A 22,722-nucleotide genomic window follows, 5' to 3' on the forward strand; every position below is an offset into this window, starting at 1 on the left:
GTGTACCGTTAACTTCCTATGGCTTCCTTCAGACCCCACCGTTGGCCAGTGACGCCCTTGCCAGTCGGATTGTCTTCCCCTCAGTCGGGGTGACGCCACCTTCTTTCAGATGGCCGGGTTTGCCGGCTTCGCCGGGCAAACAAAAAAGGCCGCCCGCCATTTGGCGGCCTTTTTCGGATGATGCGCAGATCAAAGCGTCATGGCCGCCAGCCAACCAAACGCAATCAGCGGAAGGTTATAGTGAAGGAAGGTCGGCACGACGCTATCCCACATATGGTCATGCTGGCCGTCCACGTTCAATCCTGAGGTGGGCCCCAAAGTGGAATCCGAGGCTGGCGACCCCGCATCGCCCAAGGCGGCAGCGGTGCCCACCAGCACTACGGTCGCCATGGGTGAGAAACCAAACTGCACGGCCAGTGGTACGAAGATCGCCGCAATGATGGGAATGGTTGAGAACGAAGAGCCGATGCCCAGGGTAATGAACAGGCCGACCAGCAGCATGACCAAAGCGGCCAAGCCACGATTATCGCCAAACAGATCGAAGGCACCCGCCACCAGCGAGTCGATATCGCCGGTGGCTTTCATGACTTCCGCAAAGCCTGCCGCCGAAATCATGATAAAGCCAATCAAAGCCATCATCCGCATACCGCTGGTGAACAAATCATCAGCCTCGCGCCATTTGAAAATACCACCCAATGACAGCAAGCCGATACCCACCAAGCCTCCAACGATCATCGAGCCAGTGTAGAGCTGAAGGCCTAACGCCGCCACGATCGCCACGCCTGACATGACTAACCCTAAGAGGTGCGGTTCGACAGGCGTGTGCGTCTGGCCATTGAGCGCGGCCACGTCCTTGCTCGCGTAGCTACGCTGGCCGCGGTAGCTAAACAGTAGGGCGACCAACAGGCCCATGGCCATGCCTCCCACCGGAATCGCCATGGCCATGGGCACCATGCCACGCGAGATCTCCAGCCCTAGTGGCTCTCCGGCACTGTTCAGGTTTGCCAACAAAATATCGTTCAAGAAGATCGCCCCGAATCCTACCGGCAGCAGCATATAGGGTGCCGTAAGACCAAAGGTCAGCGCGCAGGCAACCGCGCGGCGGTCCAGCTGCAAGCGATTCATCACCGCCAGCAGCGGTGGAATCAGCACGGGAATGAACGCGATATGGACCGGAATGGCATTTTGTGAGGAGATGGCGACCAGTAACACGGCCACCAGCAGCAACATCTTCACCCGCGCTTGGTGGGCGGCGGTCGCCTCTTTACCTAGCAAGGTGATCAATCGATTTGCCAGCATGTCCGGTAACCCAGAACGAGAGATGGCCACGGCAAAAGCGCCTAAGGTTGCGTACGCCAGCGCCACCTGCGCGCCTCCGCCGACGCCCTCGTTGAACGCGCTGAGCGTATCGTCCAGGGAAAGGCCTCCGACCAGCCCCCCTACTAACGCACCGACCACCAGCGCAAATACGACGGACACACGAAGAAGCGACAGTGCCACCATGACGAGCACTGCGAGAATTACTGCATTCATGGAAATACCCTGGGTTATTGGAAGGTCATCAACGCCAAAGGTGGCGGATTTTAACAGATGAGGCGCGCTTAAGCAGGCGAAAGTGACGCTCTCTTTTGGTTACGACTTTAGTCACAACGCTATTGCTGCTATGCAACATAATGCCTAGTATCCCGGCCTTCGTTTACACGCACCGATAACTAAATTAACAAATACTTAGGATCCTGTATGGGCATGCTCGCTATTATCGTCTCATTGTTGCTGTTGATGCTGCTGGCCTACCGAGGTATCTCGGTCCTCCTGCTTGCGCCGTTAATGGCCGCGTTAGCGGTTTTACTATCAGGCGACGGCGCTTTTTTACTGCCGATTTACACCAACACCTTCATGGGCGCCCTGGGTAACTATGTTATGCAGTTCTTCCCGCTTTTCTTGCTTGGTGCGCTCTTCGGTCAGTTGATGGCAGATTCAGGCGCCGCTCAGTCCATTTCCAACGGTATCGTCAAGCGGCTGGGCACGCATCACGTGGTGCTGACGGTCGTCATGGCCTGCGCCGTTCTGACCTATGGCGGCGTCTCGCTGTTCGTCGTGGCCTTTGCCATTTACCCGATCAGCCGTGAGCTGTTCCGCCAGGCCAATGTGCCCAAGCGCCTCATCCCCGCCTCCATCGCTCTAGGCTCCTTCACCTTTACCATGACGGCGCTGCCCGGCACGCCAGCCATCCAAAACGCGATTCCCATCCCTTACTTTGGCACCAACAGCTTCGCGGCACCGGGGCTTGGCATCATTGCTGGGTCGATCATGCTAGGTCTAGGAACGTTCTACCTTCAGTCGCGAGTCAAGAAAGCCGCTGCCCAAAGGGAGGGTTACGGTACCCACACGGAACGTGAAACCGATACCCACAGCGACGTCGACACAGCACCCGGCATGCCGCTGGCCATCGCGTTGATCCCACTGGTTATGGTGATTGGTCTCAATGCCCTCTTTACTTACTGGGTATTCCCGGCGATGGACCTGAGCTTCATCAGCGACGCGTTCGATAACGTCACACCCAGCCGACAGACCGGGCTTTGGGCCATTCTGATTGCCCTGCTGAGCGCCTCGGCTTGGCTGATCATCACCCGCTGGCGCCACTGGCAAGACTTGAAAGCCACCATCAATCAAGGCTGCTTTGGTTCGCTGCTACCTATTTTCAACACGGCCTCTGAAGTGGGTTACGGCGCGGTCATCGCCAGCTTGGCAGGCTTTGCCATCCTTCGCGATGCGGTGCTCAATGTCTCCCCCGGTAACCCCCTCATCTCCGAAGCCATGGCGATGAGCGTGCTGGCAGGCATCACCGGCTCCTCCTCCGGCGGGCTCTCCATTGCACTCCAAACCTTGGGTAGCGAGTATCTGGCCATGGCGCAACAGGCTGGCATCGACCCAGAGCTCATGCACCGCGTGGCGACGCTGGCCGCGGGCGGCATGGATACGCTCCCCCATTCCGGCGCCGTCATCACACTTCTGGCCATTTGCGGGCTGACCCACCGCCAGTCGTATGGCAATGTCGCCATGGTCACCATCGTGCTCCCCATCGCCGCGCTGATGAGTGTGATTACGCTCGGCACCCTATTTGGAAGCTTCTAAAATCGCCAATGCCATGCGATAGTTGATTAACGCGTTAACCAATCCACCATAAGAGACGTGCCATGGCCCTTCAGAAACACCATACGCTGCTGTTGATCGTGCTCGCCAGCTTGGTTATTTCCACGGCCATGGGGCTACGTCATGGGTTCGGGCTGTTTCTCGAGCCCATGAGCAGCGATTTCGGCTGGGGGCGCGGCGTTTTTGCGTTCGCACTGGCCGTCCAAAACCTCATTTGGGGGCTGTCCCAGCCATTTACCGGGGCGCTGGCCGACCGTTTTGGCGCGGCCAAAATCATCGTGGCGGGCGGCATCCTCTACGTACTGGGGCTCTGCTTCATGAGCCTTTCGACCAGCGCGCTCGGCATGACTGTCAGCGCGGGTCTGCTGATTGGCTTCGGCCTATCGGGAACGACGTTTTCGGTGATTCTGGGCGCCGTCGGCCGGGCCGTTCCCGCTGAGAAGCGCAGCATGGCCATGGGGATCGTCAGTGCGGCGGGCTCGTTTGGTCAATTTGCCATGCTGCCCGGCACGCTGGGATTGATCGAGTGGCTAGGCTGGTCCTCTGCGCTCCTGGCCATGGGGGCGATTGCCGCACTCATGATACCGCTGGGCGCCATGCTCAAAGACCGGCCCAGCCCGAAGGCACTGGGCGACTTGAGCCTGCGCGATGCGCTTAACGAAGCGGCGGGGCAAAAAGGATTTTGGCTACTTTGCCTGGGCTTTTTCGTCTGCGGCTTCCAAGTGGTGTTCATTGCGGTCCACTTGCCAGGCTACCTGTTCGATAACGGCTTGGCCGTCCAAGTCGGCACCACGGTGCTCGCGCTGGTGGGTCTGTTCAATATCGTGGGCACCTACACCGCTGGCTGGATGGGGGGTATCTGGTCGAAACCGCGCCTATTGAGCTGGCTTTACCTCATCCGGGGCGTGATCATCACGGCCTTTATCGCCCTACCCCTGACGACGACCAGCGCTTATCTCTTCGGGATCGCCATGGGGCTGTTATGGCTCTCCACCGTTCCGCTCACCAACGGTATCGTCGCATCGGTGTTTGGCGTTCGCCATCTCTCGATGTTGGGCGGCATCGTGTTTCTCTTTCATCAGCTGGGCTCGTTTATGGGCGTGTGGCTGGGTGGATTTTTGTACGACCTCACCGGCCACTACGATACGGTGTGGCAGATTGCCATCGTGCTGTCCGTGGTCGCCGCCGCGCTCCACTGGTTCATCAGTGAGAAGCCGCTGGCACGCCCCTCTGCGGGACAGGTGACGACATGATGCGTTCAAGTCTATGGTGGAGTTTGATTGCCCTACCGATAGTGAGTGGCTTGATATTGCTGGCATGGTGGGGCTGGCACGCACTAGACCCTTCGATGCTGCTGTTAGGCAGCCAACTTTGTTGACTAGAGAACACTCGCAACGTGTCCTAGATCAAAAGAGACGACATGCGTAACCATTACACTGATGAGTATAGACGTATCAGCCATTGAAAAAGGGCACTAATGAACTTTATTCACTCTCTCGCCCTGCAGCTCAAAAACAGTCTTCGGGATTTGCTACCCGTTGTGCTGGTTATGAGCTTCTTTCAAACGCTCGTCATCCAACAACCTCTTCCCGATACATTGGCGCTTTTCGATTTAGCACTAGGGCTACTGTTTGTAGTGATCGGGCTAACGCTCTTCATCAAGGGGCTAGAGCTGGGACTGTTTCCTTTAGGAGAGAACCTCGCACGTGCTTTCGTTCATAAAGGTTCTGTCGTTTGGCTCCTTCTATTTGCTTTTGCACTGGGGTTTGGATCCACCGTCGCAGAGCCAGCACTGATTGCCGTGGCGGCTCGTGCAGCGATTGTCGTCTCCGAAAGCGGTCTGATCGAGAATAGCAGTCTCGCCCAAACGTCCTTTGCGTTCACGCTCCGCATGATCGTAGCGCTTTCCGTAGGCACCGCCGTGGTCGTTGGCGTACTGCGTATCTTTAAAGGCTGGCCGCTGCATTTGATGATCATTGGTGGTTATATTCTTGTACTGCTCTTGACGCTGTTAGCGCCTGCTGAGCTCGTTGGCATTGCTTATGATTCGGGAGGTGTCACGACATCGACCATTACTGTCCCTCTTGTTACGGCACTCGGCGTTGGCTTGGCCACGGCCATCAAAGGCCGCAACCCTATGCTGGACGGCTTTGGTTTGATTGCATTTGCTTCCGTTATGCCCATCATTTTCGTACTGCTTTTCGGTATTGTTGGCCTTGATCTCGTTGCAGAGGGAAGATCATGAATATGCTGGCTGTTTTTTGGGGGACGCTACGCGATATTCTTCCCATCGTGGCGATTATTTTTGGCTTCCAATATTTGGTGATCCGCAAGCCGGTCAAACGGTTTCTTAAGGTCGCTATTGGTTTTTTCATGGTATGGGTAGGACTCTCTGTCTTTTTGATAGGGCTAGAGCAAGCCCTGTTTCCCATGGGTGAGTTGATGGCCAGCCAATTGACACACCCCGATTTTCTACCTGCCATGACAGAGGGAGCTCAGCGGCATTGGAGCGACTACTACTGGGTCTATATTTTCGCGTTTACGATTGGCGCAAGCACTACGATTGCCGAGCCATCGCTGATCGCGGTGTCGATCAAAGCTGGCGAAATATCCGGCGGTACGATCAACCCTTTTACCCTGCGGCTCGCCGTTGCCCTCGGCATGGCCGTTGGAATCACCCTGGGCGCATGGCGCATCGTCATGGGCCTACCTTTGCAGTGGTTCGTGCTAGGAGCGTACTGCCTAGTGATTGTCCAAACCCTACGATCCCCAAAGTCGATTATTCCCCTTGCATTCGATTCCGGGGGCGTCACGACATCGACCATTACCGTGCCGATCATCGCCGCGCTAGGTCTTGGATTAGCCTCCTCGATACCCGGTCGTAGCGCGTTAATGGATGGCTTTGGAATGATCGCGCTTGCCTGCCTATTCCCTATTATCACGGTAATGGGATACGCCCAAATTGCTCGATGGCGAAGCAATAGGCCATCGAAAATACAGCCGCTCTCAGGCACGTCAGTGACAAAGTCTCATCAAGGAGATACCCATGCGCTTTAAACTCATTGTCGCGCTTGTAGAAGATGAGCTAAGCGACCAGATACTTCAGGCAGCTAGAGATGCTGGAGCCACCGGCGCCACTGTCATCAATAACGCGCGTGGCGAAGGCTTAAAAAAAGCAAAAGGCATTTTTGGCATGGACATTACGTCGCAACGTGACGTGCTGCTCTTTTTAGTGGAGGAGCATATTAGCCGTTCAATTCTCGAAGCGATCGCGGAAGTGGGTGCATTTGACGACACGTCGGGAACAGGCATCGCCTTTCAGCTAGACGTCGAGGATGCGGTAGGCGTCGCACACCAAGTGAAATCCCTCGAAGATGCATTCGATCAACCGCTAGGCTAGAGAGAGGCTTTAACAATGGCAAGCTCATCACTGACGGAGCGCACTGCCCAGGACGTCATGCACTCCCGCTATGTGACGACCGATGGTTTTATGACCGTTACTGACGGCATTGAACTAATGAGGCAATACGATGCCACCGCTATCATCGTTGATAGGCGCGATGAGAAAGATGAACTGGGGCTTGTGTTAGCCTCTGATATTGCTAAAAAAGTGCTCGCAGTCAATCGCTCTGCAGACCGTGTAAGCCTTTACGAAATCATGAGCAAACCGATCATTAGCGTCCGTCCGGAAATGAATATTCGCTATTGCGCTCGCCTGTTTGCTCAGTTTGGTTTATCCCAAGCACCGGTCGTCGATGCAAAACACAGCGTCATTGGGATCATCGACTACCCACGGCTCGTCATCGGGTGGGAAACTAATTAGCGCCTCCCAAGCTTCGATGCCGCCAAAGCCGCATCAGCACACCGTGCTTTGGCGAAAACAGCAGCGCCGTGAAGAAGCACCCCGTTGCTACCAAGACGATGGTGCCACCGGACGCTACGTCAAACGCAAACGAGAGCCATAGCCCCAACACGGCAGACCCCACCCCAATCCCCACGGAGATAAACAGCATCGTTTTGAAGCGGTCGGTCAGCAAGTGGGCCGTGGCGCCCGGCGTAATCAGCATGGCCACCACGAGGATGATACCGACGGTTTCCAAACTGGCCACGATGGTGAGCGTGAGCAGTAGAATCAAACCGTAATGTATCACTCCCGTATTGAAGCCAAGCGCTTGGGCCTGCGTGGGATCGAAGGCGTAAAGCATGAGCGGACGATAAGCCAGCCATACCACCAACAGCGCAACAAGGCTGGCCGCCAACGTGAGCAATAGTGCCGACTGCTGCACTCCGAGCACGTTGCCAAACAGGATATGCATCAAGTGAGTGCTAGAGGCGATCTTACTGATCAAGACCACGCCCAGCGCAAATGCCCCGGTAAACATGATCCCCATGGCGGCATCGGATTTGATGCGCGTGTGCCGCTCGATTGCCCCAATACCGAGCGACGTCAGCGCTCCAGTGACGAAGGCACCGATAAAAAAAGGCAGGCCCAGCAGGTAGGCAACCGCCACCCCAGGCAGCACCGCATGAGAGATCGCATCCCCCAGCAACGACCAACGCTTGAGCACGACGTAACACGAAAGCATGCCGCAGATGGCTCCCACCATCATCGACGTGAGCAGCGCACGCTGCATGAAGGCGTACTGAAACGCCTCTGATACGCTGTCGGGCATTAGGTTCACGGGCACCATCAGCGCCGCAATGAGCCCCGCCACCAGCGCACTACTCCAAACATCCAACGTTTCTAACATTCAAGTCGCCTATTCTTTGCTGGCAAATGCAGGAAGGCGGACACGCCCGACATCCGCTGGAGAATTTGCAATAGAACTCACCGCAAGTTCGGCCAACTTGCTATCGCTCAGCATTTCGTCGGGCGCGCCCTCGCCGCGAATGAATCGATTGATCAGTACCACATGGTCCACGTAGCGACGCGCGCCCGGCATATCGTGCGTCACCATCACGATGGTTCGCCCGGCTTCGCGTTCGCGTTTGAGCACGTCGAGAATGAGTCGCTCGCTAGGTGGGTCGACCCCCGCGAGCGGCTCATCGAGCAGCAGGATACTCGCCTCTTGCGCTAACGCACGCGCTAGCAGCACGCGTTTTTTTTGTCCGCCCGATAAGGCCCCGATCGGCCGCTCGGCATATGCCAGCATATCAACGTCGTTTAACGCCTTTTCCACCGCATCACGATGCCGTGACGAATGCCAACGCGCAGGAAGCAGCCTCCGCCACCACGCATCTTGACGCATGTGGCCATAGCGGGCGCTCATCACGGTTTCCCACACCGAAATAGGGAAGTCCCACTCGATGGCCTCTCGCTGGGCCATGTAGGCAATGCGCCCGGCTTTTCGATGATGCTCGATGGCTTGACCAAATGCCGTCACGCGGCCGCGTAAGGGTTTCATACTACCGGTCAGCACGTGAAACAGCGTCGACTTGCCTGCGCCGTTCGGCCCGACGATGGCCGTCCAACGCCCGCTTGGCAGCGAGAGGTGGATATCCTCTAGCACGGGCTGACGCTGGTAAGCCGCATAGACACCGCTCACATCGATGGCGCTGGCTGGTTGAGACGGTAGTGAGGACATCGTGATTTACTCGCTAGCCAAGTAGCGACGCAGCAAGGCAACGTTATGACGCTGCATGGCAAAGTAATCGGCAGCCTCCCCGTCAGGCTCACTCAACGAGTCGACATACAGCGGCCCGGCAACGGGCAGCCCCGTATCACGTGCGATACTGGTCACATGGCGGTCAGAAATCGTGCTTTCCCAAAACAGTGCCGCCGGTTGACGCTCGTTGATTCGATCGATGACCCGCATCAACTGGCGCGGAGAGCCCTCTGTTTCGGCATTGGTCCCCCAAATGCCGTCGTGCTCGAACCGATACGCGTCGGCAAAGTAGAGAAAGGCTGCTTCACTGGAGAGCAGCACGCGGCGCTCTTCGGGAATGGCTTCGAGCGTTTCTTGGAGCTCGACATGTAGATCGTGCAGTTGCGCTTCCAATGCCGCTGCACGCTGCTGAATTGCATCGGCTTGATGGGGCAGGCTATCCTCCAACGTGTTGGCAATGGCTTGCACATAGGCACTGGCAGCCCGCGGGTCCATCCACAGGTGTGGGTCCACGTCGCCTTCCATCTCACCGGTGACGATCGTTTGCGTCGGATAACCCGACGCCTCTGCCACGGCGATCATAGGTATGTCATCGTTGACCGTCGCCGATACTTGGCGCATCCACTGCTCGAGCTGATAACCGTTATAAAAAACGATGTCGGCGTCCTCGAGCGCAGCAAAATTATCTGGGGTGAGCTCCCACTCGTGCACTTCGGCGTTGATCGGTGTCAGCACCGTGACGTTCGCATCATCGCCGGCCACTTTCTTCACCAAGTCGCCAAGAACTGAAAACGTCACGGCAATCTCGATGGGCGGATTTTGCAACTCATCGGCCTGAGCACTGGTCAAAACGCCACACCAGGCGAACGGCACGCTCAAAGCTGCTAGCAAGTATGGTTTAGCCACTGGATCTCTCTTCTGTGCTAGGCTCGTGTTACAGATAACTTTAGCTCAACAAAAAAGCAATGTGCAAACAGTTTAGCCTTGGCTAACAATTATCTTCAAAAATGCGCTACCATCGCCAATTAACGTTTCCACTAACTTTGATAACCTTTGCCAATGAGTGATCACCAACAGCGGCGCACCTCCTCCCCCTCTGGACACAGTGGTGATGCACTACCGCCTGTGGAACAGCACGCACAGCAGTATGAAACGGTGCGCAATGCACACGAAACCGAGTTGATCGAAGATTATGTCGAGCTAATTGGCGATTTAATTCGGCATCGCGGCGAGGCACGCGCCGCCGATATCGCCAATCGTATGGCAGTAAGCCAAGCAACCGTATCGAAAATGATTCGTCGCTTGAATGAACTAGGATTAGTGACCAGCAAGCCCTATCGCTCGCTTTTTTTGACCGAAGAGGGTCAGAAAATGGCGGAAACGTCCCGCGCCCGCCACGACATTGTATTGCACTTTTTGCGGGCGCTCGGCGTAGATGACAGCACGGCAAGAATTGATGCCGAAGGGATGGAGCATCACGTCAGCGATAAGACGCTCACCATCATGCAGCGCTTCACCGAACAGCAGATTAAGTAGTCGCCCTCTCTCCCTAGCGGGGCACCCGAAGTGTAAAGTCATCGAACCACGTTAAGTGATTCGATGACTAAACCGAATGTTATCGGCCTCTAGCATAGAGCGTATTCAGATCTTGATATTATCCGCCACCTTCCAGACACCAGGTGAATTCCTTAGTGCCTTCTGCAGTGCGTGCGAAACTATGAATGCAGTATCACGGTAGACTCATTAACCTTAATCCACCCCAAGCGCTTTGACCACTGCATCAATCGGTTCGGCATAGAAGCTGGTCTGGAACTTGGTGAACAGCTCTCCGGGGATGGTAGGAATATCCATGGCACTGCTCATGGGCAGGGTGACGCGCTTGCCACCGGCGTCGAAGGCAACCTGCAGGCATTCCGCTATGCTTTCGACGGGTTTTAGGCTTCCTCCCAGGCTCATATCGCCCAGCACGACCATTTGGCTTTGGGTAGGTTTACCTACCAGGCCTGAAGAGAACGCGACCAGGCTGGCGAGCGAGAGATCTCGCAGGACACCGCTATTTTGCAGGTCAACCACATGCAGGTGGAAATCATGCTCCAACACCTTGCGGGCTCCGCTGATGCGGCTGGCGTTGGCTTTGAAGTAATCGAACGCCATTTTGACTTGCTCTTTGGCTGAAGTGGAATTCCAGAGCCCTGACATGGCCAGCTTGCCGCTGCCTGCGGTTACCTGCATTTCGATGCGATAAACCCCCGGCATGCCTTTATCGCTGAGGCCAATGGTATGCACCACGCCTGGCTTGCCTTGGCCTTCTGGAATTAGGCCGCCACCGCCCTGCTCTTTCACCGACACAAAGTGCTCTTCCAGGGTCTCTTTGTCGATGTAGCTGAAATGAACATCGTAAAACTCCATGCCACCAATCTTTTTCAGCTGCTCCTTCACGCGGCGGCGTACCTGCATGGCGTATTCCAGGCAGTCCCGTACATCGTCTTTCATCAGCCCTTGTGAACCGCCGCCATGGGGAAACATCAGCTTCAGCAGGCCCGACACCGTTTTACGTACCGCGATCACGTCACGCTGGTTGAGGTTATCACCCAACGAGAAGTAGCGATCAATCGCATCAGCGAAGCTGCGCTTGCGCATTTCACGGAAGAATTCCGCTAGGTAATCGACGATAAACCCATAGCGCTGAGTGAAGAATGAGGGCCGCATCTTGGGGATTTCCCAGCCGGGAATATAGGCATGGAAGCGGTCAAAGAAGGCAGCATCAATCATGGCATCGGGGAATGGCGTCAATAGGTGGCTGGTTTTCACCAGCGACTCCACGCTTTGGTTGATGTTGCCGACGAACACCATCGAGGCTGAGGCTTCCATCTGTTCGCGCCCACGGGCAAAAGAGCCAGAGGCCATGTAATCCTTCATGATCTGCACCCCGTCCTTATCCTTGAACGAGATACCGGCCACTTCATCGAATGCCACCAAGTCCCACATACCCACCAGGCCAATGCGCCGCGAGCTCATGTTGTAGAACAGGTTAGCCACCGTGGTTTGCCCGCCGGAGACCAAAATGCTGTTGGGTGAACACTCTTTGTAGATATGGCTTTTGCCAGTGCCCCGTGGCCCTAGCTCGCAAACGTTGTAGTTGTTCTCGACAAACGGAATCATTCTGGCCAGCAGGTGCCATTGCACGCTCTCATCCAGCTCGGTAGGTTCCATACCAATCGAGCGAATCAGCACTTCACGCCATTGAGCATTGGTGAACCCTCGCCGCCCTTCAAACAGCTCGTCCATATTCATGTGGGGCATCTGAATCGGCTTGAGCAGGCTGACGCCAAACGGCGAACTTGTTTGCCCCTCTTCATGGAAGTAGCTGAGTGTGGCGATCACCCAAATACCGCCTACCAACAGCTTCTCGTGCTCTTTAACAATGCCTGCAGAGATTTCGGCATCCTTGATGCCCAGGTTACTGAACGCGGCTTCATAGCGGTCTTTTTTCTCATTCAGACGCACCGTGACACGATCAATTACCTTGAAGCTGCCGCGCTCACGCACGATGGATTTCACTTTCTCCGCTTCATCTGGGCGAACGTAGTTATCCGTCAGAATCGCTTTAACGTTTTCCAATCCCGTAGCGATCACCTCCGCATCATCAGAGGCGCAGTACATACCCAGCAGATACTCCAGCACATACACGGGCACGTTTGCGCCCTCTTTCACGCGCTGGGTGAGATCCTTACGCACCACGCGGCCTGCAAAGTGGGTGTTGAGCAGCGTATCCAGATCGGCGTCCTGAAGGGCGCCGGTCACTTGCGTGGCGGAAGATGAGTCAAAATCCATGTGGGCGGTCACTCCTGAACGACGAAAAAAGCACAATGCACAAACATAAAAGCTTCCCAGCTGATGACGGGCCTAGAAAAAATCATCCGTAAACGCGAGATCAATCACCACTCGGTAGCGCTCCCGCTCGGTGCCCAGGTCTTTATCGCGCAGCACGAGAAAGTAGTCGTTTTTACGGTCGAATGACGTGCCCGATAGCGAGAGGCGCACCGACTTCATGCGCTCGTTCATATTGTCGCTTGCGCTATCGAAGGTCACGACTTCTTCACTGGAAACGACCTCGCTGCCCGCGTAAATCGCCACCGACAGCGTGACCGGGCGGAGGCGCTCGCTCACCGCTTCGGTTTGCAGCAGGTCGAAGCGCTGAATGTTATTGACCATCTTCAGCGATGCCTTGGGTGAGATCACTTCCACCTTGCGGCTGGTGCGCTTTTCTACCTTCTCACCCCGCAGCTGCTGAACGGTGAGCACGGGCACCACGATTTCCTGGGGCATAATGCCCCCGTGTACAAAGCGTGCCCCGCCGACAAAGTGAAAACGATGCGCGCCTTTGGGTATCCAGAACTGGGTATCGCAGGTGGTGCCTGCCGTATCGCGGGTATGGCCGTGCCACACGCTGGGGTTATCGGGCAGCGACTCGCCCAGCACATAGCGCTTTTTGCTTTTGAAGGCCGACGCTGGCTTGTCTGACAGCGCCGTGCGGTCGGTAGCATCTAACGCGCTGCGCTGGAACAGGAAACCGTGGTCGGCGGTGACCAGCACCGTGCTGGTGTTCAGGTGCATGAGAATTTTACGGGTCAGCTGATCCAGTTCATCTATGGCATCCTCCACCGCTGCGAACGTCTCGCTTTCGGTGTTAGCGGCATCCCCACGGGCATCCACCACGTTGTGGTAAACGTACATCAGCTGCACGCCTTTGATCTTTTCGCGCCCTTCTTCACGGCTCCAGCCTTTTACGTCCTCGGCGGTCACAGCTAACGCCTCCCCGCCTAGCGCGGCTTTGAGTAACTTGCTGCGGTTCGCCGTACCTTGGGTGGATTGGCCATTCACCAGCACCGTATCGCTGCCCGGCTGATAGCTGAGCTCTCGGTGCGGTAACAGCGAGGCCATTCCCAGCGTGGTGTAGCTAGGCACCACACCTAACTGGCTTTTTAACGTCGCTTCGCTATAACGCTTGGCATTAATGCGCTCACGCAGCTCTTCCGCCGCTTCATAGCGGAAGGCATCGCTTATCACCACCACCACACGCTTTTGGCGGCTAGCGGCTAGCTGGGGCTGCACCCAATCTCGGTAGAAATGCTGCTGGCTGGGGATATTGGGTAGCTTCCAGTGGGTGAGCCGCTGTTCGGCTTCCACGCGCTCGCTCCAGTTACGGGTGAGCTGGCCCAGGAACCACTCGTCGTAACAGCGCTCAACAGCGGCATCCAGGTTTTTAAGCAGCTCAACGCCGGTGGTATCCGAGGCCACCGCGTAATGGCGATAGGCGTTATCAAAACGGTAGAGATCTGTTTGGTAAGCGTGGTAGAGCGCCTCAACACTCTCGTAATGAAAGCCTTTAGCATGCAGATGACGCAGGCTAAACAGCGCAATCGCCGCCGTCAGTGCGGCATACAGCTGCCGGTAGCGCTCGCGGCGGGCATCGTTTTTATGCCGCGATGCCCAATAACCGTCCAGGCGCGCCACAATGATGCTGTCGAATAGCTTCAGGTCGCGGGCATCCGCCGTGGGAATCGCCTGGCAGAGATCGACAATGATCTGCTTCTCCACCACCTCAAACGTCGCCACATGGCTTAGCTGCTCTAGCGGCACATCCTGCAGCTTGTCATCAATGCGCTGGGCATCTGCCACCCACCCGGAGATCACATCAAACGCGGGGTAAAAGCGCGAGCTATCTCGCCAGCGGGTGAGCAGCGCCCGCGAAGATGCACGCGCATTAACAGAGGGAATGGCCACCTGACGCGCCCAGTCAGGAATATCAGAAATGCTCTCGCAGTAGCCAGTAATCAATAACCGCAGCATTAGCTGGCCGAAGTTTAGCGGCGCTTCACCGCTAAGCTCTGCTTGGCCAGCGGGGTAACCCACCTCGGCCTGCAGAGCACGCACCAGCGCAGGCACCAAAGCGTACTTTTCGGCCTCGGTCAACGCCGCTGGGTTCGTCTCTAACCCCAGTTCATTGGCCACCGCTTCTTCAGCCAGATGAAACAGCAGCGTGGCGACGTCAATTGACGTTGCCCCCACCACCACGGCCAGCATCGCCAGATCCAGCTCATCTTCACTAAGAGAAGGCGTGACCAAACGCTTCAACGCTTCGATTCGCTTACGACTGGCCAAGAACGCCTGCCGCTGCGCCAAGTGCTCGCGCAGTACATGGCGGGTTAGGCCCAGCTCATTGAAAATCATCGAAACGCGGTCGGCGTAGAAGCGACCAGAGTACAGCTTAATATCCAGCAGCCAGTCCTCTTCCGGGGCTGGCTCGGCGGAGGGAAAGTAGAGCAACGTAGGCGTCTCAGGCTCTTCCAGCTCCAGGCGTAGCTTCACGCCCAGGGTGGACTCCCCCGCCATATTGATCACCTGAACGCCTTCCAGCGTAAGCTCGCTGAGCGAATCCGCAAAGTGGCTAGGAGCATCGTACCAGAAGACAATCCGATGGCGGTCGGTGAAGAAGGCGTGTTGTAAGCCCTGCTGGAGTTGGTCGAGCTGCATCTAGCCTCCTTGCCACATAAACGTTAAAACTTGCTGCCAGTCACGCCGCCATCTCATAGATAGCGACGTGTACTTAGACGCGAAAAGACTTAGGATTCAAAATATTATCACGTTCGGATCAGTAAAAGCGGCAGCGCTGCCTAGCCATGCACTGCTCTGCTCTGCTCTGCTCTGCTCTGGCACGGGAAAATATACATCAGTCATTTTTTATCAGATTCAGCATATTGGCAGGCGCGATAAAAACGTCCTTTTTACCGACTTTATATTTTTTCAGCAGATGATACTTATCTGATAGCGCTAACAAGTCGGTTCGTGCGGTCTGATAAGCAATCCCATGGGAATTCTGATGGGATTTAATGGTGTACTCCATCCCAGGGTTATCCAACGCATTTTTTAACAGCCCCAGCTGCCGATGGTTGAGCAAACCATTGAGCTTTGATTTCTTGAGGATTTTTTCAGCCTCTCTGTACTCTCCTGCTTTGTCAGTGAGGTAGCGATGCAGATCAGCAATCGATTTTTTGATCACTTCAAGCTGATGAATAATGAAATAAGTAACATCATTACCATCCGTTTCTGTATGCAGGTATGCCGCCATGTATTGTGCGGGTGCCTGCTTCAGCACCCGAGAGATAGAGATATACTCCATCAGCCAATACCCCTCCTTGGCCATCACCCAATATAAAAGAGCCCGTGCCGTTCTGCCATTGCCATCCACAAAGGGGTGGTCATACCCAATCATGAAGTGGACAACGATGGCCTTGATAACAGGCGGTATAAAGCTAGCCTCGTTCTCATTTTCCGCATTGACGAAGTCACATAGCTGCTGAATACGGTCATCAAGCTCTTGATAGGATGGCGGCGTATGTAGCAGCTTGTCATCGAGTGAGTACACCCTTATGTCTTCATCTGGACCTCGAAAAACACCGGCTTTATCAGCATCTTCTGTAGGTAACGTATCTTCTGTCACGATCTTATGTAATTCGCATATCATTGACTTCGTGAGTGTTTCTTCCTTGTACTCACGAATGAAACGCATGGCGTTATAGTTGTTAAGAATCATTTTTTCAGAATGATCTTTGGGTTTTCTTCCCGAACGTAGCATATCCTTGGCCACCTGGCGGGTGGTTGAAGCCCCTTCCAGTTGGCTCGAATTGATGGCTTCTTCAATCAGCGAGTTGATCAGGTAAGTTTGCTTTGTGTGAGGGTCTGAGATTTTACTGTCTGCCTTGATTGCCCCCGTCGCGTTCTCACTGATCCAGAGAATGTCACGCATCACGGTATCCGGTATGCAAAACCGAAAGGGAGCCCCCTGCTTATCCTTAAAAGATAGGTCTCTGGAAATTTTCTCTCGCGCGTTGCGCATGGCCAGCCAGTAAAGCTCGGCATCATAACCTTTAGGCATGGCCAGATGCCTAAGCTTGTCCCAGTGTAGGTAACGGCCTTTACTGTCCGTCGGCCCAACCGCCTGACCAAAGAGCAACGCCATTTTAGCGACATCGCCACTTTTGAGCAGCTCAAGTAGCTTTTCCTGGGACGGTGGAGAGACAGGCACCTTCATCACATTGCTCCAACTACTAATTTATTAAATATTAGTATATGAGCCACAATAGGAGCTTGCTACTTATTATTTTTCTCTTCACGGCTGCCGTTCAATTTCTAGCGCTGATTCATCCCCGCAGTGAATGAAAAAATACCCTTTGGTGATACGCGATGATGAAAACGTAAACCAACCACGGCCAGATTTCTCATCGCCCTCATCATTACCCGACCAGGTGAAATCGATACGCTTGCCCTCTTCTGAAAGACGGTAGTCGAGCTGACCTTCAACAGCACCGAAGATAAAGTAGCCAAGGCCATTGTCATCGAACCGAAAGTGCCCAGGCTCAATCAAATCGACAAAGTCCTGATCCCAGGTTTCCATCCAGGTGATGCGCCAACGGCCAATAGGAGTTGTCATCAAAGCTCCATACATTGCACTTTATGGATTGATTTCATCTGCGAAGATATCATGCTCAATAGCATCCTCAATCGCGGAATCTAGGCGTATAAGCAACGCCTCAAACGACTCGCCAGGCCGCCTAGCTAACATCGCAAGGCAATTAGCTTCATCGCTTGCAGAAGCACCGCAGCGCACCGGCCCAATTCTACCGATGGTGATTTCACCCTCGTTATCAATCAGCTCTTCGATATTTTTAAGCTCCATAAATCACTTCCCCACCACTTGCTTCACCTCAGCCAACAAATCCCCAAACTTCCCGTAGTTCACCTTCACCCCATCATCCAGATCCAGTGAAATACGCTGGTCGGCGTAGTGGCGCAGCTTCTCGTCGAAGGTGTTGAGTTCGGCTTGTTGCTTGTAGAGCTTGCTCAATTCCTTCTCGATGGCTTTTGCTTCGGCGGCGGAGGTGCTGGCGTCTTTGTCTTGCTCTAGCTTTTCCACGTAGCTGGCGAGCTTGGTGGTGAGCGGGATGACGTAGTCGGTGCGCATCTCGGCTAGGGTGCTTTCGTTGTAGCGGTGCAGGTAAACCAAACACTCGAAGGCTTTCTGCTTGCCGGAGGAAAACAGCCAGTAAATGGGGCGTTTCTTGTAGGTGCGCAGGTGGTCTTTGAAGAACTGGGTGCTTAGGTAGCGGCGAATGGTGTCCAGGGCAGCCTCGCCTTTCTTGGGCTTAATGGCGTGCAGGCAGAGGCTTTCGGCGACGAAATCGAGGTTTTCTTGCAAATGTTCCTCACCCCACACAGTACGCACGAAATCGCGGAAGCGGTTGGTGGCGTCGTCGGGGAACCATTCCTGATCGGTGAGCGGGATGATGGCATTGTCATCCGGGGCGAAGTTTGGCTCGGGTATCTGGGCGAGGTAGTCGCGGACGGTTTCGCCCTGACTGGCGAGGATCAGGCCGGGCTTGTCCAGCGAGTAGCGGCCCATCATGCAGCCGATGGCGTAGCTAACCAGTTCCTTAAGGGTGTCGCACTGGAGCAAGGTTTCCAACTCTTCATCGGAACGGTTGCCGCCATAGCGGTAATGAGGATTGCAGGAGAGAGTAACTTCTTCTATTAGAACCTCAGATGATAGCTCATTTTGCAAGCCATAGCCGTGGATAAATAGGTGATTATTTTCTTCTTCCATGCACTGCATTTTACTTGTCAATTCTTTCCAAACTAGCTTAATTTTTTCGTAGCAAGTGCTTAATTCAAATACCCCTCCACATTGACTAACGATTGGGAGCACAGTGAAGCCCCATGAGTTCTCATATGAATCCCAGTCAGCTTTAGAAAGATTGATTATTTCCTGGGAGTTATTAGATAAAGTATCACTTAACAAAAGATGCTTGGCGACTGGCAAAGAACTAATATTCCCGGGTAGAAAATTTAGAGTTGGATTCATTGCTTTCAGCATTTCTATCGGTAGCTTTGAGCAAAGAAATGCTAGCAAGACAAGCTCATGCTCATCCTTGAGTGGAAATGCGTTCGCAGAAGCATCGTTAAATAAAAAACCCTCTGGTTGATATCTTGCCCCGAACATTCCTGAAGAAATTTTAGTCCATGTGATGCCTTTGTTAAAAATGCGATCTAAGTTAAAATTATGAGCCAGTGTGCGCGCTCCTGATTCATGCATACGATTTTGTAGCTCATAACCATCATTCGACCAATCTAAAACTGACTCATTATTTCCGTACCAGCGCCTAAAGTCTCCGCCCTTAGATTGAGGGAACCACTTTCTTTTAGAATTTTTGGCTTCATCTCTTGAGCTTACAAACCCAACCTGATCCTGTGATACCTCATGCCAGAGCCGAATATATTTATCGTTATCTCCTGTTATCAAACCAATACGCGTATCTGAGTATTTTGAGAAACTCGGATTGTTTAAAAAGCACTCACGCATAGCCACAGAAGTCCAATATGCCACAGGACTCCCCGGGATTTTCTTGAAATCATCGATGACGACATTCTTATGCCTCTCATTATCAAAAGGGAATTTTAAAGGAACACCATTATTATCAATTTCGTAAAATCTTAAACATGAAAAATGACCTTTTAACCTTGGAATATATTTATTTAGTGAAATCGAGGCAGAAGTTCCAAAATTAATACCTAGGGGAGTTCTTCCACGACCGTTGTAGGGCATATGCACTAAATCAAGGATCGTCTTTTCTTTTAAAAGCCTATTTCTAAAGCCGCCATATGATGATAAAAACATCCAGCTTTCCATGATAATCATAGCACTAAGACCGTTACTAACTAACAAGTCATAGCTCCGCTCTTTCATACAAGCGAACAGATCTGACTTACTGTTGGGGTAGGCGTTTTTGGCGTAATCCTTTAGCGCCTTGTTCATGCCTTTGCTGCCCATATACGGCGGGTTCGCTACCACTGCGTCATAGCGCTGCGCCAACACCCAAGCTTGCTTAACAATGTGCACCAACCGCTGGGCGGCTGCTTTTTGCATCATATCGCCGCTGTTGGTGAGCTCGCTTAGTTCCTCCAACAGTGCTTTCAGCGGTGCTTCCCATTCATTGGGCACTTCAATCAGCGAACCGAAAGTTTTGGCATCCTGAAAGCGCTCAATCAGGTCGGCCATCAGCTTGTAAGTGGCATCGTTGCTGGAAAGGTCTTGCTGTTCGCTCTCAAACAGACTTTGGGATTGGCCCTGGTGCCAGTCGCCGGTGAGGTTTAAATCGCGCCATAGGGTGTTGGCATCCAGGTGTTGGCTGCTCTGCATGGCCAGCACGTTCAGCCGCACATTCCTGCCTAAAATGCGTCGGTCGTCTTCGCGGGCTTTCATCAACAGCGCAAAGCCGGCAAGCTGGGCGGCGCGGTCGTCGATATCCAGGCCGAACAGGTTGTTTTCCAGAATCAGCTTGGGGATGTCGCGGGTGCGGTAGCCGCGCTCTTCGTAGATCGCCTTCAGCACGTTGTAGGCTTCGACCAGAATATGGCCGGAGCCGCAGGCGGGGTCGAGTACCTTGATGGTTTCGGGGTCGAGGCTGGCCGGGGTGATGGCATCGAGCTGGGCCTGTACTTCTGGCTCCTGCTCGGCGGGCTCGATGTAGTAGGGCATCTGGCCTTTGAGTGGCGAGCCTGGGTAGGTTTGCAGCCACTGGCGGCCTACCGAGTTCTGCACCAGATATTGAACGATCCAGTTGGGGGTGAACAGCTGGGTGGCGGCGGGGATGTCTTCGCTTTTCACCACCTTACCGATCACCTGGTCTTTTTTCTCGCTGATGTAGAACTGGTAGAGCCAGCCAATCACTTCTACATCTTGCCAATCCTCTTCGGGAATCGCCTCGACCAGCTCGCGAATCAGCGAATCGGTTTTGGTCAGGTTGTTGGGCAGCAGCAGTTCGCTGGCGTCGTCCAGCGGCTCGAACAGGAACGGCATGGCCTCATGCAGGGCGTGGCACTGGGCCAGCAGCAGCTCGCGGTAGAGGGTTTCATCCTGGGTGCCGTCGAGCTTGAGTTCGCGCACGCGGGCGGTGTCCAGCCCTGGTAAATCTACCTCTAAGCATTCCTCCAGAATCTGGAACTGCCCGGCTTCGCCCCCTGCCCCACTCAGCACGCGGCGGCCGTGGTCTAGGTAGCCGTGAATCTCCATATAGCGAACGGCGCACAGGCGATTGAACCAGCTATAGGCGGCCTGCTCTATCGCTTGGGTAAAGCTATCGCGCTGCACCCACGCGGCCAGCGCTTCCCGTGCGCCTTTTAGGTGGGCGGGCACGGTGTGGGTTTGGCCATCCTGGGCGGTCATCACCAACACATCGCCCTTTTGTGCCAGGGGGGCAATCACCACACCGCCTTTGCCATCTGGGCTAATGCCCACTCGGGCCGCCTGGCGCGTCATGGTGTCGATAAAGCGGGCGCGGGCCTTGGGGGCGTATTTTTTGATGTTGGCGGTGTTCATGTTAGATCCTTGAAAGTGTCTTGCAAAAAGCGCTGGCCTTTAGGCGTTAAACGGTATTGTTGAAGGCGGCTATTGGGCTTTGCGGGCAGCGTCATTTCAATCAGCTGCTGCTGGCGTAAATTGCCTACTTGTTTATTGAGCTCACCGGAAACGCCCTTGTGACCCAGCTCACGCGCTATGGCAGCTTTACCCAGCGGCTCCTGCTGTAGTATCAACAGCACTCTGGCTGCCAGCGCTGACTCTAGCCGTGACTCTAGCCGTGACTCTGACTGCACTGACTCAGCCTGGGTCACTGAAGCTGACTGCTGGATAGAAACCGGCGTTGCCAGCCGAATACTCAAACGCACGCGGTTGGCAATTTCTTCAATATGCGGTTCAGGCAGCCCTTGGACTTGGGCTTCCGAGAAAATACGCTTCACACCGCTGCCCCACTGCTCTATCAGCCCAAGCTCACGAAACACGCGGGCAATCACTGGGTTGCGAATCATGGAGACGCCGCGTTTCATGTCTTCAATCGTCATGCCGGGCATCAGTAGTCCTGGGCTTTCAATCTCGATACGGTCATCAAAAAACGCAATGCGTATAGGGCTGCCCCTTTGGGAGTAGTCGCTGTGTACCAAGGCATTAATAATCGCTTCACGCAGGATGGTCAGCGGGATACTCCACACATCGCGGCGACGCATGGCGCCAAACTCTGCCTGCTTGAAGGCATGTTTTTTGAGAAACAGCTCGATGTCATCAACCGCTTGGGATAACGGCGCGTGAATATCTGTCTGGTCGAAAATCTCGACCTTATCGTTACCGCGAAAACGCCCGCACTGAATCCAGGCATCTTCAAAGTGCCATTGGCGCTCGCGGCCAAACAGCAAAATTCCGCCCACGCTGGGTACTAGGCGGCCTTGGTACGGCACCAGTAGCCGTAACGTGCATAGCTTATTGTCATCAAGTGGTTGTTCGCTGCGAAAGGCTTGCTGTATGGCGTTATGATCAAGATCATCACGGCTCAGCTCGGGCATGGGCTGAACATCAAACGTAGTGCCGCTCGCTTGGCGCTGCATTTCCTGGATGAGGGCCAACCCCGCCTGCCGATTGCTGGAACCAAGCCGCACCAGCACACCGCTTTCTTCGCCAAGCGCTTTGAAAAAGTGTGGGCGTGCGCTGCTCAAAAACACCTCAATACACACCAGGGTATGTTCGCCCACACTCACCAGTTCAATATTGGGCAGTAGCCGGGGGTGAATGGCATCCGCGATCATGCTGGTCAAGCGCTCTTCCATATCCAGCGGATCATCCACGCCTAGCACGGTGCCATCATCGTCAACGCCAATGATCAACTGGCCACCGGCCGTATTGGCAAAGGCGACCAGGGTTTTCATCAGCGGCTTGGGCGATGATAGGTCGCGCTTGAACTCAAGCTGCTTGCCTTCTGGCTCGCTTAGGCGCTGCTCAATGGTCGCGGTGGTCATAGGTGTCTCGTTGACTTTTCATGTTTCTTTCCGCTTCGCTGTCCCGCGTCCTAGGACGCGG

18 protein-coding genes are annotated in these 22,722 nt (G+C 54.6%); 7 read left to right on the forward strand and 11 right to left on the reverse strand.

The features are described from left to right. Window positions 1–189: 189 nt before the first annotated feature. Window positions 190–1,533, reverse strand: a complete 1,344-nt coding sequence (locus AC13CN_RS03615) for a Na+/H+ antiporter family protein (protein WP_062362828.1) — start codon at window positions 1,531–1,533, stop codon at window positions 190–192. A 207-nt stretch (window positions 1,534–1,740) separates the two neighbouring features. Between AC13CN_RS03615 and AC13CN_RS03620 the strand changes: the two genes are divergently transcribed. The 6 genes from AC13CN_RS03620 to AC13CN_RS03645 all read left to right on the forward strand — a co-directional run bounded on the left by AC13CN_RS03620 (window position 1,741) and on the right by AC13CN_RS03645 (window position 6,976). Further along, entirely contained in the window at window positions 1,741–3,135 is a 1,395-nt protein-coding gene (locus AC13CN_RS03620) for a GntP family permease (RefSeq protein ID WP_074210648.1), read from the forward strand. Window positions 3,136–3,197: 62 nt separating this feature from the next. Beyond that, complete coding sequence (locus tag AC13CN_RS03625) at window positions 3,198–4,406, forward strand: MFS transporter (RefSeq protein WP_044628013.1); 1,209 nt, start codon at window positions 3,198–3,200, stop codon at window positions 4,404–4,406. Between the two features lie 224 nt (window positions 4,407–4,630). Then, window positions 4,631–5,398, forward strand: coding sequence for a DUF1538 domain-containing protein (locus AC13CN_RS03630; protein ID WP_128082409.1), 768 nt, complete (start codon window positions 4,631–4,633; stop codon window positions 5,396–5,398). Continuing rightward, the gene (umpB, locus tag AC13CN_RS03635) at window positions 5,395–6,210 is read left to right on the forward strand and encodes a Na,Li,K/H(+) antiporter subunit UmpB (protein WP_054641502.1); all 816 of its coding nucleotides are present in this window, start codon (window positions 5,395–5,397) and stop codon (window positions 6,208–6,210) included. Before AC13CN_RS03630 ends, umpB begins: the two co-directional genes overlap by 4 nt. Further along, window positions 6,200–6,553, forward strand: coding sequence for a P-II family nitrogen regulator (locus AC13CN_RS03640; protein ID WP_044628015.1), 354 nt, complete (start codon window positions 6,200–6,202; stop codon window positions 6,551–6,553). The genes umpB and AC13CN_RS03640 overlap by 11 nt, the downstream gene beginning before the upstream one ends. A 15-nt stretch (window positions 6,554–6,568) precedes the next feature. After that, window positions 6,569–6,976, forward strand: a complete 408-nt coding sequence (locus AC13CN_RS03645) for a CBS domain-containing protein (protein WP_044628016.1) — start codon at window positions 6,569–6,571, stop codon at window positions 6,974–6,976. Here the strand turns inward: AC13CN_RS03645 and AC13CN_RS03650 are convergent. From AC13CN_RS03650 to AC13CN_RS03660, 3 genes are read right to left on the reverse strand one after another with little or no spacing between them, the layout of a single operon-like run. Further along, window positions 6,969–7,904, reverse strand: a complete 936-nt coding sequence (locus AC13CN_RS03650) for a metal ABC transporter permease (protein ID WP_044628017.1) — start codon at window positions 7,902–7,904, stop codon at window positions 6,969–6,971. The genes AC13CN_RS03645 and AC13CN_RS03650 overlap by 8 nt on opposite strands. Before the next feature lie 9 nt (window positions 7,905–7,913). Further along, the gene (locus AC13CN_RS03655; protein WP_044628018.1) at window positions 7,914–8,738 is read right to left on the reverse strand and encodes a metal ABC transporter ATP-binding protein; all 825 of its coding nucleotides are present in this window, start codon (window positions 8,736–8,738) and stop codon (window positions 7,914–7,916) included. A gap of 6 nt (window positions 8,739–8,744) precedes the next feature. Next, entirely contained in the window at window positions 8,745–9,665 is a 921-nt protein-coding gene (locus AC13CN_RS03660) for a metal ABC transporter substrate-binding protein (RefSeq protein WP_054645235.1), read from the reverse strand. 153 nt (window positions 9,666–9,818) lie between these two features. Here AC13CN_RS03660 and mntR point away from each other — a divergent pair, with 153 nt between their 5' ends. Beyond that, window positions 9,819–10,295, forward strand: a complete 477-nt coding sequence (mntR, locus tag AC13CN_RS03665; RefSeq protein ID WP_054641501.1) for a manganese-binding transcriptional regulator MntR — start codon at window positions 9,819–9,821, stop codon at window positions 10,293–10,295. A gap of 213 nt (window positions 10,296–10,508) precedes the next feature. Here the strand turns inward: mntR and brxL are convergent, their stop codons facing one another. From brxL to AC13CN_RS03700, 7 genes are all read right to left on the reverse strand, one after another. Further along, window positions 10,509–12,593: a protease Lon-related BREX system protein BrxL gene (gene brxL / locus AC13CN_RS03670; protein WP_062362834.1), complete on the reverse strand. Its 2,085-nt coding sequence runs from the start codon at window positions 12,591–12,593 to the stop codon at window positions 10,509–10,511. Window positions 12,594–12,665: 72 nt separating this feature from the next. Continuing rightward, complete coding sequence (gene pglZ, locus AC13CN_RS03675) at window positions 12,666–15,296, reverse strand: BREX-1 system phosphatase PglZ type A (protein WP_483053022.1); 2,631 nt, start codon at window positions 15,294–15,296, stop codon at window positions 12,666–12,668. Window positions 15,297–15,492: 196 nt separating this feature from the next. Next, window positions 15,493–16,854, reverse strand: a complete 1,362-nt coding sequence (locus AC13CN_RS03680; RefSeq protein WP_483053023.1) for a Fic family protein — start codon at window positions 16,852–16,854, stop codon at window positions 15,493–15,495. Between the two features lie 78 nt (window positions 16,855–16,932). Further along, window positions 16,933–17,253 (reverse strand): hypothetical protein, encoded by a 321-nt coding sequence (locus AC13CN_RS03685; RefSeq protein ID WP_197915458.1) that lies wholly within the window; start codon window positions 17,251–17,253, stop codon window positions 16,933–16,935. Window positions 17,254–17,274: 21 nt separating this feature from the next. After that, window positions 17,275–17,499, reverse strand: coding sequence for a hypothetical protein (locus AC13CN_RS03690; protein WP_074210654.1), 225 nt, complete (start codon window positions 17,497–17,499; stop codon window positions 17,275–17,277). 3 nt (window positions 17,500–17,502) lie between these two features. After that, a complete protein-coding gene (pglX, locus tag AC13CN_RS03695; RefSeq protein ID WP_483053024.1) occupies window positions 17,503–21,195 on the reverse strand; it encodes a BREX-1 system adenine-specific DNA-methyltransferase PglX in 3,693 nt (1,230 codons plus the stop codon). After that, window positions 21,192–22,661, reverse strand: coding sequence for an ATP-binding protein (locus AC13CN_RS03700; protein WP_483053025.1), 1,470 nt, complete (start codon window positions 22,659–22,661; stop codon window positions 21,192–21,194). Before AC13CN_RS03700 ends, pglX begins: the two co-directional genes overlap by 4 nt. Window positions 22,662–22,722 lie beyond the last annotated feature (61 nt).

Source organism: Vreelandella sp. L-25 (genome assembly GCF_056857535.1).

Excerpts from the sequence above, each read along its gene's own strand:
- AC13CN_RS03690 (WP_074210654.1), bottom strand. The coding sequence starts at position 17,499 with ATGGAGCTTAAAAATATCGAAGAGCTGATTGATAACGAGGGTGAAATC.
- AC13CN_RS03655 (WP_044628018.1), bottom strand. The coding sequence starts at position 8,738 with ATGTCCTCACTACCGTCTCAACCAGCCAGCGCCATCGATGTGAGCGGT.
- umpB (WP_054641502.1), top strand. The coding sequence starts at position 5,395 with ATGAATATGCTGGCTGTTTTTTGGGGGACGCTACGCGATATTCTTCCC.
- AC13CN_RS03700 (WP_483053025.1), bottom strand. The coding sequence starts at position 22,661 with ATGACCACCGCGACCATTGAGCAGCGCCTAAGCGAGCCAGAAGGCAAG.
- AC13CN_RS03645 (WP_044628016.1), top strand. The coding sequence starts at position 6,569 with ATGGCAAGCTCATCACTGACGGAGCGCACTGCCCAGGACGTCATGCAC.
- AC13CN_RS03625 (WP_044628013.1), top strand. The coding sequence starts at position 3,198 with ATGGCCCTTCAGAAACACCATACGCTGCTGTTGATCGTGCTCGCCAGC.
- AC13CN_RS03630 (WP_128082409.1), top strand. The coding sequence starts at position 4,631 with ATGAACTTTATTCACTCTCTCGCCCTGCAGCTCAAAAACAGTCTTCGG.
- pglZ (WP_483053022.1), bottom strand. The coding sequence starts at position 15,296 with ATGCAGCTCGACCAACTCCAGCAGGGCTTACAACACGCCTTCTTCACC.
- brxL (WP_062362834.1), bottom strand. The coding sequence starts at position 12,593 with ATGGATTTTGACTCATCTTCCGCCACGCAAGTGACCGGCGCCCTTCAG.
- mntR (WP_054641501.1), top strand. The coding sequence starts at position 9,819 with ATGAGTGATCACCAACAGCGGCGCACCTCCTCCCCCTCTGGACACAGT.
- AC13CN_RS03650 (WP_044628017.1), bottom strand. The coding sequence starts at position 7,904 with ATGTTAGAAACGTTGGATGTTTGGAGTAGTGCGCTGGTGGCGGGGCTC.
- AC13CN_RS03640 (WP_044628015.1), top strand. The coding sequence starts at position 6,200 with ATGCGCTTTAAACTCATTGTCGCGCTTGTAGAAGATGAGCTAAGCGAC.
- pglX (WP_483053024.1), bottom strand. The coding sequence starts at position 21,195 with ATGAACACCGCCAACATCAAAAAATACGCCCCCAAGGCCCGCGCCCGC.
- AC13CN_RS03685 (WP_197915458.1), bottom strand. The coding sequence starts at position 17,253 with ATGACAACTCCTATTGGCCGTTGGCGCATCACCTGGATGGAAACCTGG.
- AC13CN_RS03620 (WP_074210648.1), top strand. The coding sequence starts at position 1,741 with ATGGGCATGCTCGCTATTATCGTCTCATTGTTGCTGTTGATGCTGCTG.
- AC13CN_RS03680 (WP_483053023.1), bottom strand. The coding sequence starts at position 16,854 with ATGAAGGTGCCTGTCTCTCCACCGTCCCAGGAAAAGCTACTTGAGCTG.
- AC13CN_RS03615 (WP_062362828.1), bottom strand. The coding sequence starts at position 1,533 with ATGAATGCAGTAATTCTCGCAGTGCTCGTCATGGTGGCACTGTCGCTT.